The organism is Streptomyces sp. NPDC058157 (assembly GCF_042884105.1).
Classification (GTDB): Bacteria; Actinomycetota; Actinomycetes; order Streptomycetales; family Streptomycetaceae; genus Streptomyces.
The window spans coordinates 1-13,704 of the sequence record NZ_JBHVUQ010000187.1 but is presented as its reverse complement, the minus strand read 5'-3'; the positions used below and the strand labels follow the sequence as shown (position 1 = coordinate 13,704).

Genomic DNA, 13,704 nt, shown 5'->3' with positions numbered 1-13,704 from the left:
GCCGCCTCGGCGACAACACCAGTTAGCCAGGCCCCCGACGCCCTGGCAACGCCCCCCTCCTACTAACCGCCCTCGGGGACCGGGCGGAAGGTCCCACCCCGGGCGGGAGGGCGTTCCCGCTGGTGGGAGGCGGGGGCGGGGGGTGCGGCGGGGCTACTAGGCGGGGCCGGATGTGACGTGGGTCCTGTGGGCCGCCTCACCGCCCAGGGCCCCCGATGTCACCGCACGTGTCCACCCGTACCCCCTCGGGTGCGTGGCCCGGACCACTCCCACCCGGCGAATCGAAGGAGACCGCCGCCCCGAACGCGGCTTTCCGAGCCCGGGGCGGCTACGGCTCGCGCGACAGCCGCGGCAGGCCGGTGGTCACGCGGCTCCACAGGGAGCGGGTGGCGCCGAAGCCGGTCTCGTGCGTCCAGACATGGGTGCAGCCGGGGCACTGGAGGTGGAGCAGGCTGCCCTTGTTGGAGAGCAGGTAGCGCCAGTGCAGGGAGCAGGTCCGGCGCTGCGCGCACGGCTCGCAGTCCCGGGTGTCCGCACAGCCGGGGCAGGGGATCCACGCCCGGCGGCCGATGTCGGCCTGCGGGTCAAGCGGCAGCATGGCCGCCCCCGCGCACGGGCAGGACCCCGGCCGCCACCAGGTCGTCGTAGAGGCGCTGCTGCTCCGCGTCGAGGCCGGAGTAGAGCAGGTCGTACGCCTGCTCCTCCCCTCTGAGCACCTCCAGCGGGTCCCAGTCGGGGCCGAGCGCGGCCATCACCTGGGCGCGCCGGAGGATCTCCTGCGAGGTGAGGTCGACGGAGAAGTCGACCGTGTCTGCGGGCGGTGTGGAGTGGTGCGTGGACATGACGCCGAACTTAGGTAACCCTTCCTTCCCGGTCAAGGGAGGGTGCGCGGAGTCACATCCGCCCCCCTGGTCCTCGGCCCGGCCGTCCGCCGGGGCTCGCGCGCGGCGTTCCGCAACGCCGCCGCCGGCCGGACCGGGCCGCATCGCGCTGAATCGTTTCGCCAGCTCAGGGCGGCATCGCGGGCCAGGATGCCGGGGAGCCTCAGGGGGACCGACGGCTCCGGATACCGCGCCGCGCCGCAGCCGGGACGCCGTCCGCGGCACCGTCACGCCTGGAGGAACCCCATGAGCACACCCCAGTGGAGGCAGCTCACCGACCACCTCATGAGCGTCCCCGAGCAGGTCTACGAAGGCTGGAACAGCCGGGACGGCTGGGACAACTACACACGCTGGGGAGAGGAGTTCGGCGAGAACGGCGTCGCCTGGTGCGTGATCTTCGACTGGTGCATGTACCACGACACCGGCCTCGACGCGATCGTGCCGAAGGTCGACAACGTGAGCGCCTTCGCCGCGTGGGCCAAGGCACGCGGCCAGTGGTCCGACTACCCCTCCGTCGGCGCCTGGGTCGACTTCGGCGACGGCGCCCACACCGAGATCGTCACGGGCTTCGACGCCGATACCGTGTACACCAAGGGCGGCAACAGCATCCGGTCCGGATCCGTCGACCGCGGCCAGGGCAACGGCGTCTGGTCGCACTCCAATCCGCGCCGCAGCAGCTACGTCACCGGCTACTTCGCCCCCCGCTACCCCGACGGGCAGTGCCCGCCCACCGCGGACCCCGGCGATCCGCGCGGCGGCGCCGCGGTCACGGGCTGGCGGTGGTCCCCGCCCGCGGGCGCCTTCGAGCCGTTCCCCGGTGCCGGGTTCTTCACCGCCGGCCGGCGCAGCCCGATCGTCGCCGCCCTGCACGACCGGCTCGTGGCCGTCGGCTGCGACCGCTACGCGAGCTCGGCGGACGCCGACGTCTGGGGGCCGGGCGACGTCCGCTCCTACCGGGCCTGGCAGCGCACGCTCGGCTACACCGGCGCCGACGCCGACGGCATCCCCGGTTCCACGTCCTGGGCCAGGCTCCAGGTGCCCCGCGTCGAGGACTGACGCGGGGCGGATCCGACGGGCGGTCAGGGCGGACGGTCAGTACGAGTGGTCGACCGTGACGTCCGCCGACAGCCGCAGCGCCTCCTCGGCCGGCGCCCCGCGCATGCCCAGCAGGGTGAGCGTGAGGGCGTCGATCACGGTGAGGTGGGCCAGCCGGCTGGCGACGGTCTCCAGTCCGAACACCAGGTCCTGGCCGCCCGCGACCAGCGTGCAGTCGCCCACCTCGCTCAGCGGCGAACGGGCGTAGCTGGTGAGGGCGACGACCTTGGCCCCGGCCCGCCGGGCGCGGCGGGCGGCGTCGACCGTGCTGCGCGTGGCGCCCGTGTGGCTGACGGCCAGGCAGACCCCGTCGGGCGGCAGCTGCGAGGCGACCAGCTGGGCGGTCAGCGGGTCGGCCGGGGCGTCGACGGCGAAGCCGAGTGCGCGCAGCCGGTACGCGGTGTCCAGCGCGACCGCGCCGGACAGTCCCGCGCCGACCACCAGGACCCGGGGGGCCGCCCCGACCAGCCCGGCCGCGGTGCGCAGCCGCTCGGGGGTCACGGTCACGGCCACGCCGTCCAGCGCCTCCCGGGCCGCGCGGACCGTGTCACCGAGCGCGCGGGCGGCCGGGTCCCGTTCCCGGGAGGGCTCCGGCGCGGGTGCCTGGCGGGCCGCGGCGATCTTCAGTTCCTGGTAGCCGCGGAAGCCCAGCCGCTGGCAGGCGCGGACGACGGAGGAGGGTGCGGTGCCGGCCAGGGCCGCGACGTCGCTGACGCTGAGGCGCACCAGCTCCGGGCCCTGGTCGAGCACGACCCGCGCCACCCGCGCCTCGGTGTCGCGCAGTTCGGACAGGTGGGCCCGGATGTGGGCGGCGAGCCCACCCCCCACCGTGGAATCGATTTCCATGGAGCTAACCTAACAAGGAAATGTGTTCCACGCCGACCGGTGGAGAGCGACCGTGCCCGTACCCCTGCCGTCCCTGACGGGCTCGGCCGCCGTGCCCCTCGTCGTCCTCGCCTCGGCGGTGCTGCACGCCGTCTGGAACGGCCTCGCCCACGGCCTGCGCGACAAACTGGCGGGCTTCACGCTCATCAGCCTCGCCTCCGCCGGCTGCGGGGCCGTCCTGGTCTGCTTCGCCCCGCTCCCCGACCCGGCGGCCTGGCCCTACATCGCGGCCTCCGCCGCCCTCCAGGTCGCCTACCAGCTGCTGCTCCTGCGCGCCTACCAGCTGGGCGACTTCGGCCAGATGTACCCCACCGCCCGCGGCACCTCACCGCTGGTGGTGGCCCTGGTCTCCACCACCCTCCTCGGCCACTCCCTGCCCCTCGGCCGCGCCCTGGGGATCGCGGTGATCTCCTGCGGCCTGGCCGCGCTCGCCCTCGCCGACGGGCTGCCGGGGCGCGCCCAGCTGCCGGCCCTGGCCGCCGCCCTCGGCACCGGCGTGATGATCGCCTCCTACACCCTGGTCGACGGCAGCGGCGTGCGCGTCTCCGGCAGCGTCTTCGGCTACATCGCCTGGCTGTTCCTGTGCCAGGGACTGGTCCTCCCGCTGATCGCCCGGGCCCGCCGGGGTCCCGCCCTGTTCGCCACGCTGCGACCGCTGTACGGGCGCGGCCTGGCGGGCGGGCTGCTCTCGCTGCTGGCGTACGGGCTGGTCGTCTGGGCGCAATCGCGCGGCGACCTGTCCACGATCGCCGCGCTGCGGGAGACCAGCATCGTCTTCGGCGCCCTGATCGGGGCGGTGGTGTTCCGTGAGCGGCTCGGCCACCGGCGCATCACCGCCAGCCTCACCGTCCTGGCGGGCATCGCGGTGCTGCAGCTCGCCGCCGGCTGATCAGGCGGGGGTGAGGAGCTCCTCGTGCGCGCCGTCGAGGACGAAGCCGTTGTCGAAGCGGACGCGGACCGTGACCCGGCTCCCCGCGCCGTGGAAGGCGGTCCATTCGGCTTCCAGGGCCGCGACCTCCTCTTCCAGCCGCTTCCTGCTCGCGGCGGGCATCGTGTGGCCGTAGTCGCCCAGCAGCGACTTCAGCCGCTCGTACTCGAGGACGGCGTGGCCGGGCGGCCGCTGCCCCTCCACCCGCTCCACCGTGCCCTCGGTGCCCGCCGCCAGGGACAGGAACCCGACGACGGCGTCGCCCGGCCGCGCGACCGCCTCGGCCAGCCCGATGTCCACGGCCAGCCTCACCCGCAGCCCTTCCTCCAGGGTCATCGTCGCCTCGCCCCTCTCCTCGCCCGCCGCCCCAGGCGGTGACCTGCGGCAAGGCCATTATCGACGGGCGGACTACCGGCGGTGGCCCCCGAGTCCGGTCAGCAGGACGTCCAGGGCCAGGTCGGTGGCCTCCGCCAGCGGGGTGTCGTCGAGGAGGGAGCCCACGGCCAGGGTGGCCAGGCCGTGCACCGTGGAGAAGGCGACCTGGGCGAGGCGGGCCGGGTCCCCCGGGCGGACGAGGCCCTCGGCCTGGGCCCGGGCGATCAGTTCGGCGGTGGTGTCGAGGCTGCGGTGTCCCAGCTCCCTGAGTTCGGCGCTGGAGTCCTCGGCGTGCTTGGCGCTGAACATCAGGTCCAGCAGGGGCGCGTGGCCGACGGCGAACTCCACGTACGCCCGGCCCAGGGCCGCCAGCCGCGCCGGTACGGGCCCGGGCTCCTCGGCGGCGCCCCGCAGGCGCTCGTTCAGCCGGGTGAAGCCGCTGACGGCGAGGGCGTCGAGCAGGGCCTGCCGGTCGCGGAAGTGGCGGGACGGCGCGGCGTGGCTCACGCCGAGGTCGCGGGCCAGGGCGCGCAGGGACAGGCCGTCCGCGCCCGACTCGGCCAGAACGGTCTCCGCGCGCTCCAGCAGAGCGGCCCTGAGGTTGCCGTGGTGGTAGGGCCCCTCGGTCAAGGCGGGCTCCCCTCTCCTGATGTTGTCATTGACTACAATGATGGCGCCGCCTACATTCGAATCCATTCGACACGTGGAAACGGAGCAGCCGACGATGCCTATGACATACCAGGGAACCGTGGCCCTGATCACCGGGGCGAGCGCGGGCCTCGGTGTCGAGTTCGCCCGCCAGTGGGCCGAGCGCGGAGCGGACCTCGTCCTGGTCGCCCGCCGCCTCGACCGGCTCGAAGGGCTCGCGGCGCAGCTGGAGAAGCGCTACGGCGTCACGGCCCACGTGATCGCCGCCGACCTCGCCCTGCCCGGCGCCGCGGCGGCGCTGCGCGCGGAACTCGACTCCCGCGGGATCACCGTGCAGACCCTGGTGAACAACGCCGGCTTCGGCAGCCACGGGCCCGTCGCCCGGCAGGACCCCGCGCAGATCAACGAGATGATCCAGCTGAACGTCGTGGCCGTCGCCGAGCTCACCCGGGCCTTCCTGCCCGACCTCGCGGCCGACGGCCGGGGCGCCCTGGTCACCGTCGCGAGCGCGGCCGCGTACCAGCCGACCCCGGCGATGGCCGTCTACGGCGCGACCAAGGCCTTCGTCCTGAGCTTCACCGAGGCCGTCGCCTACGAGACCCGCCACTCCCCCCTGCGGGTGCTCGCCGTGTCGCCGGGGCCGGTCAGCACCGAGTTCTTCGACGTCGTCGGCAGCCGGGACGCGGCCGTCGGCCGGATGGCCACCCCCGAGCAGGTGGTGACCGCCGCGCGGCGCGCGCTGGAGCGGAGCTCGACGCCGCCCAGCATCGTCGCGGGCCTCGCCAACCGCGTCTCCGCCGTCGCCGCCGCCCTGACGCCCCGGCGCGTCACCCTGGCCGTGTCGGGGCGGATCCTGAAGGCCTGACGAAGGCCTGACGAAGGCCTGCCCGCACGCCGGCGGGCCCCCGGACGGCCGGGGGCCCGCCGGGTCGTCGGGGCCGTCAGTGCGCGGTGATCTGCTGGAGCGCGGCTCCCTGGTAGCGGGCGCCCGCGTTCCAGAGGATGAAGGACTCCATCTTGTTGGCCTCGGCGGCCTTGATCTGCGCGGCCACCTCGGCCGGCCCGTAGGTGCTGCCCATCGAGAAGTCCTGCAGCCACGGGACGATCTCGGTCTGCGTCCCCTTGGCCAGGCGGGCGAAGTCGGCGAGCGAACGCTGCACGATCGCGTACGGGGAGGTGTCGGGCTGTGCGACGCCGTACTCCCCCGGTGCCCAGTGGGACGGGTAGACCATCGGTGCGATGTAGTCGGTGACCTTGACCAGCGCCCCGATGTCCTGGGCGATCTCGGTGGGCCGGGTCGCGGCGATCCCGAAGACGGAGACGCCCAGGTACTTGGCCTGGGGACGCAGCGCGGTGCGGGTGTCGGCGACGAACGAGGTGATGGACTGCTCGGGCGTGGCGGCGCCGATGCCGGGGAAGCGCATCTGCGTCAGCGGGCCGTCCGGGCGGCGCACGTAGTCGTAGAGGATGTCGTCGAAGCCGAGCCCGGCCGCCTCGACCGCCAGGTCCTGGTTGTACTTGCGGACCACGGGGTTCGCGAAGTTGGTGAAGGACAGGGCTCCGTAGTGGCCGCCGTCGTAGGGCTGGCCGGACGGGGTCAGCACGAGCTGGTCGGACTTCCCCTCCTTCCAGGAGGCGGCGGCGAGCTTGGGGTCGCGGAAGGCCACGATGCGGCCGATGACCTGGGCTCCGGCGGCGTGGAGCTCGTCGATCGCCTTGCGGGCGTCGTAGTAGCCCTTGGCCGCGCCGATCCGGCGGGCCAGCGGAACCTGCGAGGCGTACCCGACCTCGCCGTCCTCGTCCTTGACGTCCAGTTCGACCGCGTTGAGCTTGCCGCTGCGCACCAGGGCCAGGACGCCGCCGCGCAGCGAGTCGTCGCCCCAGCCGATGGCGGTGATGTGCGCGGCCCGGATCATGGGGCGGCGGCCGCGGGCGGAGACGCTCTTGGAGGTGGTGTTGCCCGCGCGGTCCACGGCGGTGACCGTGACGAGGGGGGTGCCCTTGGGGACCGTGACCCGGAAGGCCCCGGCCTTGTCGAGGGGGACCTTCTTGCCGTTGACGGTGACCTCGGCGTCGGTGGAGGCGCTGCCCGTGACGGCCACGGGCGCGGCCGGGTCCTTGACCTGGGGGTCGGTCACCTTCAGCTCGGGCGGGGTGGTGTCCACGCTGAAGCCCACGACCGTGCGGTGCGAGGCGAAGGGCAGGCTGCCGACACCGTCCACCACCAGGGTGTGGGAGCCCTCCTTGAGGGGCGGGAGGGCGAGTCTCAGCCGGGCTCCCTCGGGGGTGAGGGCCACGGGCGCGCCGTCCAGGGTGGCGTGCAGTCCACTGCCGCCGCCGGGCGCGCCCGCGGCGAGGTAGGCGCTGACCTGCGCAGCCGCGCGGCCGCCGAGGACGGCGCCGTCGCTGACGCCCTCGATGCCGGGTCCGGGGGCGAGGAAGGTCCAGGCCCCGAAGCCCGCCCCGGCCAGCGCGAGGGCCCCGGTCGTCGCTATGAGGGCACGCCGGCGGGCCGGGCGGCGGAGGCGGGAGGAGTGGCCGGAGCGGGGTATGCGGGTGCGGGACATCGTGACGTCCTTCGTGCCGGGGGGCGTGGTGGTGGCCGGATGTTGCCTCCATTCCTTTCCGCTGCGCGCCCCGGCCGCCGCGTTCCGCCGACATTTCACGCGAACGGCCGTGAACGGGCCCGGCGTGGCGGCTACGCCATGCAGGGGACAGTGCGGTATGCGGGCCCCTGTGGCCGGTAGGTATGGCGCGACACCTTCGCCTGGAGAGGCTCCCGATGCGCCACCCCCTCGTCCCGCTCGGCGCCCTGGCCGGCGCCGCCGCCCTGCTCGCCACCGGCTGTTCGACCGGGTCCGCGCCGGCCGCCGGGCAGCCCCCGGCCGCCGCGTCGGCGGCGGCCGCTCCCGTCGCCGCCCCCAGGAGCCCGGCCGAGGTCGGCGCCAACGAACTCGGCCGGGTGCCGGTGCTGATGTACCACCAGCTCACCGCGAAGCCGGCCAGTGTCTACGACCGCACCCCGGCCGACTTCAGGGCGGAGCTGGAGCGCCTCGCGCGGGAGGACTACGTGCCGGTGACCGCACGGGACTTCCAGACGGGCCGCATCGACATCCCGGCCGGCGCGCACCCGGTGGTCCTGACCTTCGACGACTCGACCAACAGCCAGGTGCGGCTCGGGGCGGACGGCGCTCCGGCGCCGGACACCGCCGTCGCCATCCTGGCGGAGACGGCGAAGAGGCATCCGGCGTTCAAGCCGGTGGCGACGTTCTTCGTCAACGCGGACGCCTTCTCGGCGACGGGCCCCGCCAAGGCCCTGACCTGGCTGAAGGACCACGGGTACGAGGTCGCCAACCACACCGACCGGCACGAGAACCTGCGCTCCCTGGACCGGGCGGGCGCCGAGCGGGCGATCTCGGCCGGCCAGCAGGCGATCGAGAAGGCCCTGCCCGGGACCCCGGTCACCTCGCTCGCCCTGCCCTTCGGCGCCATGCCCGAGCCGGCCGGGACCGCCGTGCGGGGGACGGGATACCGCTACGACGGGGTGTACCTCGTGGGGGCCAACCCGTCGGTCTCGCCGTTCGCGAAGTCCTTCACCCCCGGTGCCATCCCCCGGATCCGCTCGGCGGGCCCGAAGGACGAGGACGCCGAGTTCGGTTCCTCGCGCTGGCTGGACAAGCTCGCCGCGGGCGGCGACCGGTACGTCTCGGACGGCGACCCGGCCACCGTCTCCTTCCCGCGCGCCGCCCTGAACGAGCTCGCGCCCGCCTTCGCGCAGCGGGCCCGGCCGTACTGAACCCCGCCCCGCGCGGGCGCCGTTCAGCCGCGGACGTGCAGTCCGAAGCCGCTGCGTCCCGCGGGCTCCAGTCCCTCCTTCAGGTGCAGGGAGGGGAGTTCGTAGTCGCCGAAGTTCTGCCGCCGGAAGGCGATCGGCTCGGTCGACTCCAGGGTGAGCAGGCGCTGCACCCAGGCCTCGGCGACGGCCGGGTACTCCTCGTCGGTCATCCGGTCCGTGCCGTAGAGGACGAACGGCGGCAGCACCTCGATGCCCGGGTAGTAGAGGATCCCGTGGTGGATCGGGAACAGCAGGTCGTCGATGGGGCCGTTGATGCCGCGGGCGGCGTAGTGCGGCTCCGGGCCGCCGGCGGTCACCGACAGCACGGCCCTGCGGCCCCCGAGGGTGCCCTCGCCGAACCGCTCCCCGTACTTGGAATCGCTGTGCTCGCCGACCCCGTAGGCGAAGCGGTAGGTGAACACCCGGTCCACCCAGCCCTTGAGGATGGCGGGCATCGAGTACCACCACAGCGGGAACTGGAAGATCACCGTGTCGGCCCAGAGCAGCTTCTCCTGCTCGGCGCGGACGTCGGGGGTGAGCTCCCCGGCGTCGAAGGCCCGGCCGGAGTCCAGGGCCACCTTCAGCGGGCTCGACGCGTGGTCTCCGTAGTCCCCGGCGTCCACGACCGCCTTCCAGCCCATCGCGTACAGGTCGCTCACCCGGACCTCGTGGCCGGCGCCCTCCAGGGTGGACACGGCGAGGTCCTTCAGGGCGCCGTTGAGCGAGCGGGGCTCGGGGTGGGCGTGGACGATCAGCGTCTTCATGACGGCTCCTTCGGTTCGGATGTCCCCGATCCTGGCCGCCGCGCCGCCCGCCGTTCAGGGGCTCCGCTTCCGTAGGACGGGGCTTCCTGGTACTGGCAGGGCCACCCTCGCGGGCAGCGGCGCGGCGATACTGGGGCGCATGGACGATCTCGCGGGCTTCCTGCGGACCCGGCGCGCCCGGGTCGACCCGGCGGCCGCCGGCATTCCCACCGACAGCCGCCGCCGGGTCGAGGGGCTGCGCCGGGAGGAGGTCGCGCACCTGTCGGGCGTCAGCGTGGACTACTACGTGCGCCTGGAGCAGGGCCGCGCGACCCAGCCCTCCGAGCAGGTCCTCGACGCGCTCGCCCGTGTCCTCGGCCTGGACGAGACCGAGCGCGGGCACCTGTACCGCCTCGCCCGGCAGCGCCGCCGGCGGGCGAAGGCGCCGGGCGGGCGGGTCCGGCCGGAACTGCTGCGCGTGCTCGGGCTGGTGACGGGCGCGCCCGCGCTGGTGATGGACCACCGGCTGGACGTGCTCGCCGGGAACCGGCTGGCCGGGCTCCTGTTCGGGCGGCCGCTGCCGTCGCTGAACATCGCCCGGCACCTCTTCCTGGAGGAGGCCGAGCACGGTCTGTACGCGGACTGGGAGTCGTGCACCCGCGACGTCGTCGGGCACCTGCGCCTGGCCGCCGGCACCCACCCCGACGACCCGCGGCTGGCCTCGCTGATCGGCGATCTGGCCATGGGCAGCGAACGCTTCCGCCGCCTCTGGGCCCGTGCGGACGTGCGGGCCCGTACGCACGGGCGCAAGGCGTACCGGCATCCGCTGGTCGGGCCGATGGAGCTGCACCAGGAGAACTTCGCGCTGCCCGACGGGTCCGGCATGGAGCTCGTGGTGCTCTCGGCGGCCCCCGGCAGCCCCGCCGAGGACGGGCTGCGGCTGCTCGCGGCCCTGGACGCGGACGGCGGGGGCCCGGCGGAGGCCGGCCCGTCGCAGCACCGCTCGCCGGCGGTCACCGACCGCTAGCCGCCCCCGGACCGGATCGGCCGCTGCCGTCCGGGGGCCGGCCCAGGCGTACGGCGAGGGCGGCGATGTCGTCGTCGAGGCCGCCCCTGCTGTGGTGGAGGAGGTCGCGGTGCAGGGCCCTGAGCAGTTCGCGGGGCGGGGTGGGGGGCTGGCCGCCCATCCAGGCGGCCAGCGGGAAGAACTCGCCGTCGCGGGCCCGGGTTTCGGCGATGCCGTCGGTGTAGAGGAGCAGCAGGTCGCCCGGGCCGGTGCCGAAGGTGTCCACGTGGTACTGGCCGCCGAGCAGCTCCGCGAGGCTCAGCAGGGGTGAGGGGGTCTCGGATTCGAGGACGCGGAGTCCGGCGCCGTTCAGGAGCAGTGGGGGCGGGTGTCCGCAGTTGAGGATGTCGATCCGGCCGCCCCCGTGCGGGATCTCGGCGAGCAGGGCGGTGGCGAACCGCTCCAGCGACCCGTCGGGGGCGAAGGCGGCGTTGTAGCGGGTGCTGCTGGCGTCCAGTCTGCGGGCGACGTCCACCAGGTCGGCCTCGTCGTAGGCCGCCTCCCGGAAGGCGTTCACGATCGCCGCGGCCGCTCCGACGGCCGGCAGGCCCTTGCCGCGGACGTCGCCGATGAGCAGCCTGACCCCGTACGGGGTGTCGACCACCTCGTAGAAGTCCCCGCCGATCCGGGCCTCCGCCGCGGCCGCGAGGTACAGCGATTCGATCTCCACGTCGCCCAGGCGGCGGGGCAGGGGGCTGAGCACCACCTGCTGGGCCGCTTCGGCCACGAGCCGCACCTGGAAGAGGGTGCGTTCCCGCTGGAGGCGCAGGTGGCTGCCGTAGGCGGCGGCCACGGTGACGGCGATGATCCCGGCCGCCGTCCACCACGTCCCGAGGTCGGGGAAGACCAGGCTGAGGCCGATCATCAGCAGCAGGCAGACCGTCCCGAGCAGGACGGTCGGGAGGACCGGCCACATCGCGGCGGCCAGGGCGGGCGCTGCCGGGAGGAGCCGGCTGAAGGCCAGCTCCGGCGGGGTGGCGTAGGCCAGGCTCGCGATCACGACGGTCAGGACGACCGGTGACAGCCGCACGAGGCGCCCCCGACCGGAGCGCCGGGGGAGCCGCGGCCGTCCGGACTCGATCACCCTGTCAGGATATCCATGCAATGCGGGCATAGCGCCCTGAATGGATCGGGATGGTCCGCGCGCATCGAGGACGGAGGGTGTCCGCATACGGGTCTAGCGTGGGCCCGAACCTGTCCTGTCCGCTCCGATCCGAAGGGACGGCCCACGGCGGCCCCCGCGCCGCCCGGCACCCGACATGACCGTGACCCGACCGAAGATCACCGACGAGCACCGCCGGAGCCTGCTCACCGCCCGCCACCGGCTCACCCCGGCGCTGCGGGCCGAGACGCCCGAGCAGGTCGCCGACGCGCTGGTCGCCCTGCACGCCACGGACGCGGCCACCGTCCACCTCAGCCTGACCGCCCGCCTGGCGACCCCGTCGGCGGCCGAGGTGGAGCGGGCCCTGTACACCGACCACACCCTGGTGCGGATGCTGTGCATGCGCCGGACCATGTTCGTCGTCCCGCGCGCGCTGGCGCCCGTGGTCGACGCGTCCACCGCCCGCGCCGTCGCGGCCCGGGAACGCCGCAACCTCCTCAAGGTGCTGGGCGAGCAGCTCGGCCACGACGCGCGCTGGCTGGCGGCCACCGAGGAGGCCGTCCTCGCCGCCCTCGGCGGGCGCGGGGAGGCCTCCGCGGCCCAGCTCGCCGCGGCCGTGCCCGGGCTGCGCGAGCAGATCGTCATGGCGCCGGGCAAGCCGTACGAGTCCAGACCGCGCCTGACCAGCCGCGTCCTGTCGGTCCTGGCCGCCGAGGGCCGGATCCGCCGCGGCCGCCCGCTGGGCACCTGGGCTTCCTCCCAGTTCCGCTGGACGCTCGCCGAGCCCCATGACGAGCTTCCCGCCGAACAGGCCCGGGCCGACCTGGCCACCGCCTACCTCGGCGCCTTCGGGCCCGTCACCACCGAGGACCTGCGGTGGTGGACCGGCTGGACCCTGACCGACACCCGCAAGGCCCTCGCCCGCACCCCCGCCGTCGAGGCGGAGCTGGACTGCGGCCCGGGCCACGCCCTGCCCGAGCACGTCGAGGCCCCGGCGGCCCCCCGGCCGGGCGCGGCCCTGCTGCCGGCGCTCGACCCGACCCCCATGGGCTGGCGGCACCGCGACTGGTACCTCGACCCCGCCCACGTCCCCGAGCTGTTCGACCGCTACGGCAACGTCGGGCCCACCGTGTGGTGGGACGGCCGGATCGTCGGCGGCTGGGCCCAGCGCCCGGACGGCGAGATCGTCACCCGGCTCCTGCCGGGCGTCCGCACCGGCCGCGAGACCGAGCGGGCGGTCGCGGCCGAGGCGCAGCGGCTGGCCTCGTTCTTCGGCGACACCCGCGTCCGCCCCAGCTTCCGCACCCCGCTGGAACGGCGCCTCGCGGACGGGGGGTGAACCCGGGCGGTCAGGGACGGAAGCGCAGGGGGTGGTCCGCCGGTACCTCCACGACGGCGATCCGTACGCCGTCGGGGTCCGCGATCCACATCTCGATCAGCCCCCAGGGCTCGCGCACGGGTGGCCGCAGCACTTCGGCGCCCCGTTCCCGCAGCTCGCGGTGGGCCGCCTCCACGTCCTCGACCTGGAGCCACAGCCGCAGCCCCGGCGCGGGCGGGGCGTCGGCGCGGCCCGAGACCTCCAGGAACCCGCCGCCGAGGAAGTAGACCGTGCCCCGTTCGGGACCGGTCCCGAACTCGCGGTACACCGCGAGGCCGAGGGTGGTGCCGTAGAAGGCGCGGGAGCGCTCGGGGTCGGTCGGAGTCAACAGGATCCTGCCACCCAGTACGTGAACCATGCACCCACTGTGCCGCACACCCGGGTCCGAGGGGGGCGGACTCCTGTGAGAAGGTCGGTGCCCGGTCCGAGCCGGGACGGCGACGGGAGGCGGCATGGACGCGGCGGTGGTGCTGGTGGCGGACGACGACGCCGCCATCCGGCGGTCGCTGGAACGCGGGCTGCGGCTGAGCGGTTTCACCGTGGTCCTCGCCGAGGACGGGCCCGCCGCACTCGCGCAGGTGGACGCCCGGGCGCCCGACGTGCTCGTCCTGGACGTGTCCATGCCGGGGCTCACGGGGACCGAGGTGTGCCGGAGCCTGCGGGCGCGCGGCGACGAGACCCCCGTGCTGATGCTGTCGGCCCTGGACGAGCTGGCCGACCGGGTGGCCGGCCTGCAGGCCGGAGCCGACGACTACCTCGTCAAACCCT

The 13,704-nt window shown here is 74.7% G+C and carries 16 protein-coding genes; 7 read left to right on the top strand and 9 right to left on the bottom strand.

Annotated elements, in window-relative coordinates; translation table 11 throughout:
• Nucleotides 1–328 precede the first annotated feature (328 nt).
• A complete protein-coding gene (locus tag ACFVXK_RS31300; RefSeq protein WP_389618252.1) occupies nt 329–598 on the bottom strand; it encodes a hypothetical protein in 270 nt (89 codons plus the stop codon).
• Nucleotides 585–842, bottom strand: coding sequence for a DUF6400 family protein (locus ACFVXK_RS31295; RefSeq protein WP_389618249.1), 258 nt, complete (start codon nt 840–842; stop codon nt 585–587). The genes ACFVXK_RS31300 and ACFVXK_RS31295 overlap by 14 nt, the downstream gene beginning before the upstream one ends.
• Before the next feature lie 285 nt (nt 843–1,127).
• Here ACFVXK_RS31295 and ACFVXK_RS31290 point away from each other — a divergent pair, with 285 nt between their 5' ends.
• Nucleotides 1,128–1,937: a peptidoglycan-binding protein gene (locus tag ACFVXK_RS31290; RefSeq protein WP_389618246.1), complete on the top strand. Its 810-nt coding sequence runs from the start codon at nt 1,128–1,130 to the stop codon at nt 1,935–1,937.
• A gap of 36 nt (nt 1,938–1,973) precedes the next feature.
• Here ACFVXK_RS31290 and ACFVXK_RS31285 read toward each other — a convergent pair whose 3' ends face one another.
• A complete protein-coding gene (locus tag ACFVXK_RS31285; RefSeq protein WP_389618243.1) occupies nt 1,974–2,822 on the bottom strand; it encodes a MurR/RpiR family transcriptional regulator in 849 nt (282 codons plus the stop codon).
• A gap of 52 nt (nt 2,823–2,874) precedes the next feature.
• Between ACFVXK_RS31285 and ACFVXK_RS31280 the strand changes: the two genes are divergently transcribed.
• Complete coding sequence (locus ACFVXK_RS31280; RefSeq protein ID WP_389618240.1) at nt 2,875–3,750, top strand: EamA family transporter; 876 nt, start codon at nt 2,875–2,877, stop codon at nt 3,748–3,750.
• Here ACFVXK_RS31280 and ACFVXK_RS31275 read toward each other — a convergent pair whose 3' ends face one another.
• Both ACFVXK_RS31275 and ACFVXK_RS31270 read right to left on the bottom strand, forming a co-directional pair.
• On the bottom strand, nt 3,751–4,125 hold the full coding sequence (locus tag ACFVXK_RS31275) for a hypothetical protein (RefSeq protein WP_389618237.1): 375 nt from the start codon (nt 4,123–4,125) through the stop codon (nt 3,751–3,753).
• A gap of 72 nt (nt 4,126–4,197) precedes the next feature.
• Nucleotides 4,198–4,794 (bottom strand): TetR/AcrR family transcriptional regulator, encoded by a 597-nt coding sequence (locus ACFVXK_RS31270; protein WP_389618235.1) that lies wholly within the window; start codon nt 4,792–4,794, stop codon nt 4,198–4,200.
• A gap of 94 nt (nt 4,795–4,888) precedes the next feature.
• Here ACFVXK_RS31270 and ACFVXK_RS31265 point away from each other — a divergent pair, with 94 nt between their 5' ends.
• Nucleotides 4,889–5,677, top strand: a complete 789-nt coding sequence (locus ACFVXK_RS31265; RefSeq protein WP_389618232.1) for an SDR family NAD(P)-dependent oxidoreductase — start codon at nt 4,889–4,891, stop codon at nt 5,675–5,677.
• A gap of 76 nt (nt 5,678–5,753) precedes the next feature.
• On the opposite strand, the gene ACFVXK_RS31260 is transcribed toward ACFVXK_RS31265, so the two are convergent.
• The gene (locus ACFVXK_RS31260; RefSeq protein WP_389618229.1) at nt 5,754–7,379 is read right to left on the bottom strand and encodes a putative glycoside hydrolase; all 1,626 of its coding nucleotides are present in this window, start codon (nt 7,377–7,379) and stop codon (nt 5,754–5,756) included.
• 215 nt (nt 7,380–7,594) lie between these two features.
• Between ACFVXK_RS31260 and ACFVXK_RS31255 the strand changes: the two genes are divergently transcribed.
• The gene (locus tag ACFVXK_RS31255) at nt 7,595–8,608 is read left to right on the top strand and encodes a polysaccharide deacetylase family protein (RefSeq protein WP_389618226.1); all 1,014 of its coding nucleotides are present in this window, start codon (nt 7,595–7,597) and stop codon (nt 8,606–8,608) included.
• Nucleotides 8,609–8,631: 23 nt separating this feature from the next.
• On the opposite strand, the gene ACFVXK_RS31250 is transcribed toward ACFVXK_RS31255, so the two are convergent.
• Nucleotides 8,632–9,411, bottom strand: a complete 780-nt coding sequence (locus tag ACFVXK_RS31250) for an NAD(P)H-dependent oxidoreductase (protein WP_389618223.1) — start codon at nt 9,409–9,411, stop codon at nt 8,632–8,634.
• Nucleotides 9,412–9,550: 139 nt separating this feature from the next.
• Between ACFVXK_RS31250 and ACFVXK_RS31245 the strand changes: the two genes are divergently transcribed.
• Nucleotides 9,551–10,417, top strand: a complete 867-nt coding sequence (locus ACFVXK_RS31245; protein WP_389618220.1) for a helix-turn-helix transcriptional regulator — start codon at nt 9,551–9,553, stop codon at nt 10,415–10,417.
• Here the strand turns inward: ACFVXK_RS31245 and ACFVXK_RS31240 are convergent.
• The gene (locus tag ACFVXK_RS31240) at nt 10,404–11,486 is read right to left on the bottom strand and encodes a PP2C family protein-serine/threonine phosphatase (RefSeq protein WP_389618217.1); all 1,083 of its coding nucleotides are present in this window, start codon (nt 11,484–11,486) and stop codon (nt 10,404–10,406) included. The genes ACFVXK_RS31245 and ACFVXK_RS31240 overlap by 14 nt on opposite strands.
• A 229-nt stretch (nt 11,487–11,715) precedes the next feature.
• On the opposite strand from ACFVXK_RS31240, the gene ACFVXK_RS31235 reads away from it, so the two are divergent.
• Entirely contained in the window at nt 11,716–12,897 is a 1,182-nt protein-coding gene (locus ACFVXK_RS31235; protein ID WP_389618214.1) for a winged helix DNA-binding domain-containing protein, read from the top strand.
• 10 nt (nt 12,898–12,907) lie between these two features.
• Here the strand turns inward: ACFVXK_RS31235 and ACFVXK_RS31230 are convergent, their stop codons facing one another.
• Nucleotides 12,908–13,294, bottom strand: coding sequence for a VOC family protein (locus ACFVXK_RS31230; protein ID WP_389618211.1), 387 nt, complete (start codon nt 13,292–13,294; stop codon nt 12,908–12,910).
• Nucleotides 13,295–13,388: 94 nt separating this feature from the next.
• Between ACFVXK_RS31230 and ACFVXK_RS31225 the strand changes: the two genes are divergently transcribed.
• Nucleotides 13,389–13,704 (top strand): response regulator (locus ACFVXK_RS31225; protein ID WP_389618208.1); only part of this gene is annotated, 316 nt, incomplete at its 3' end.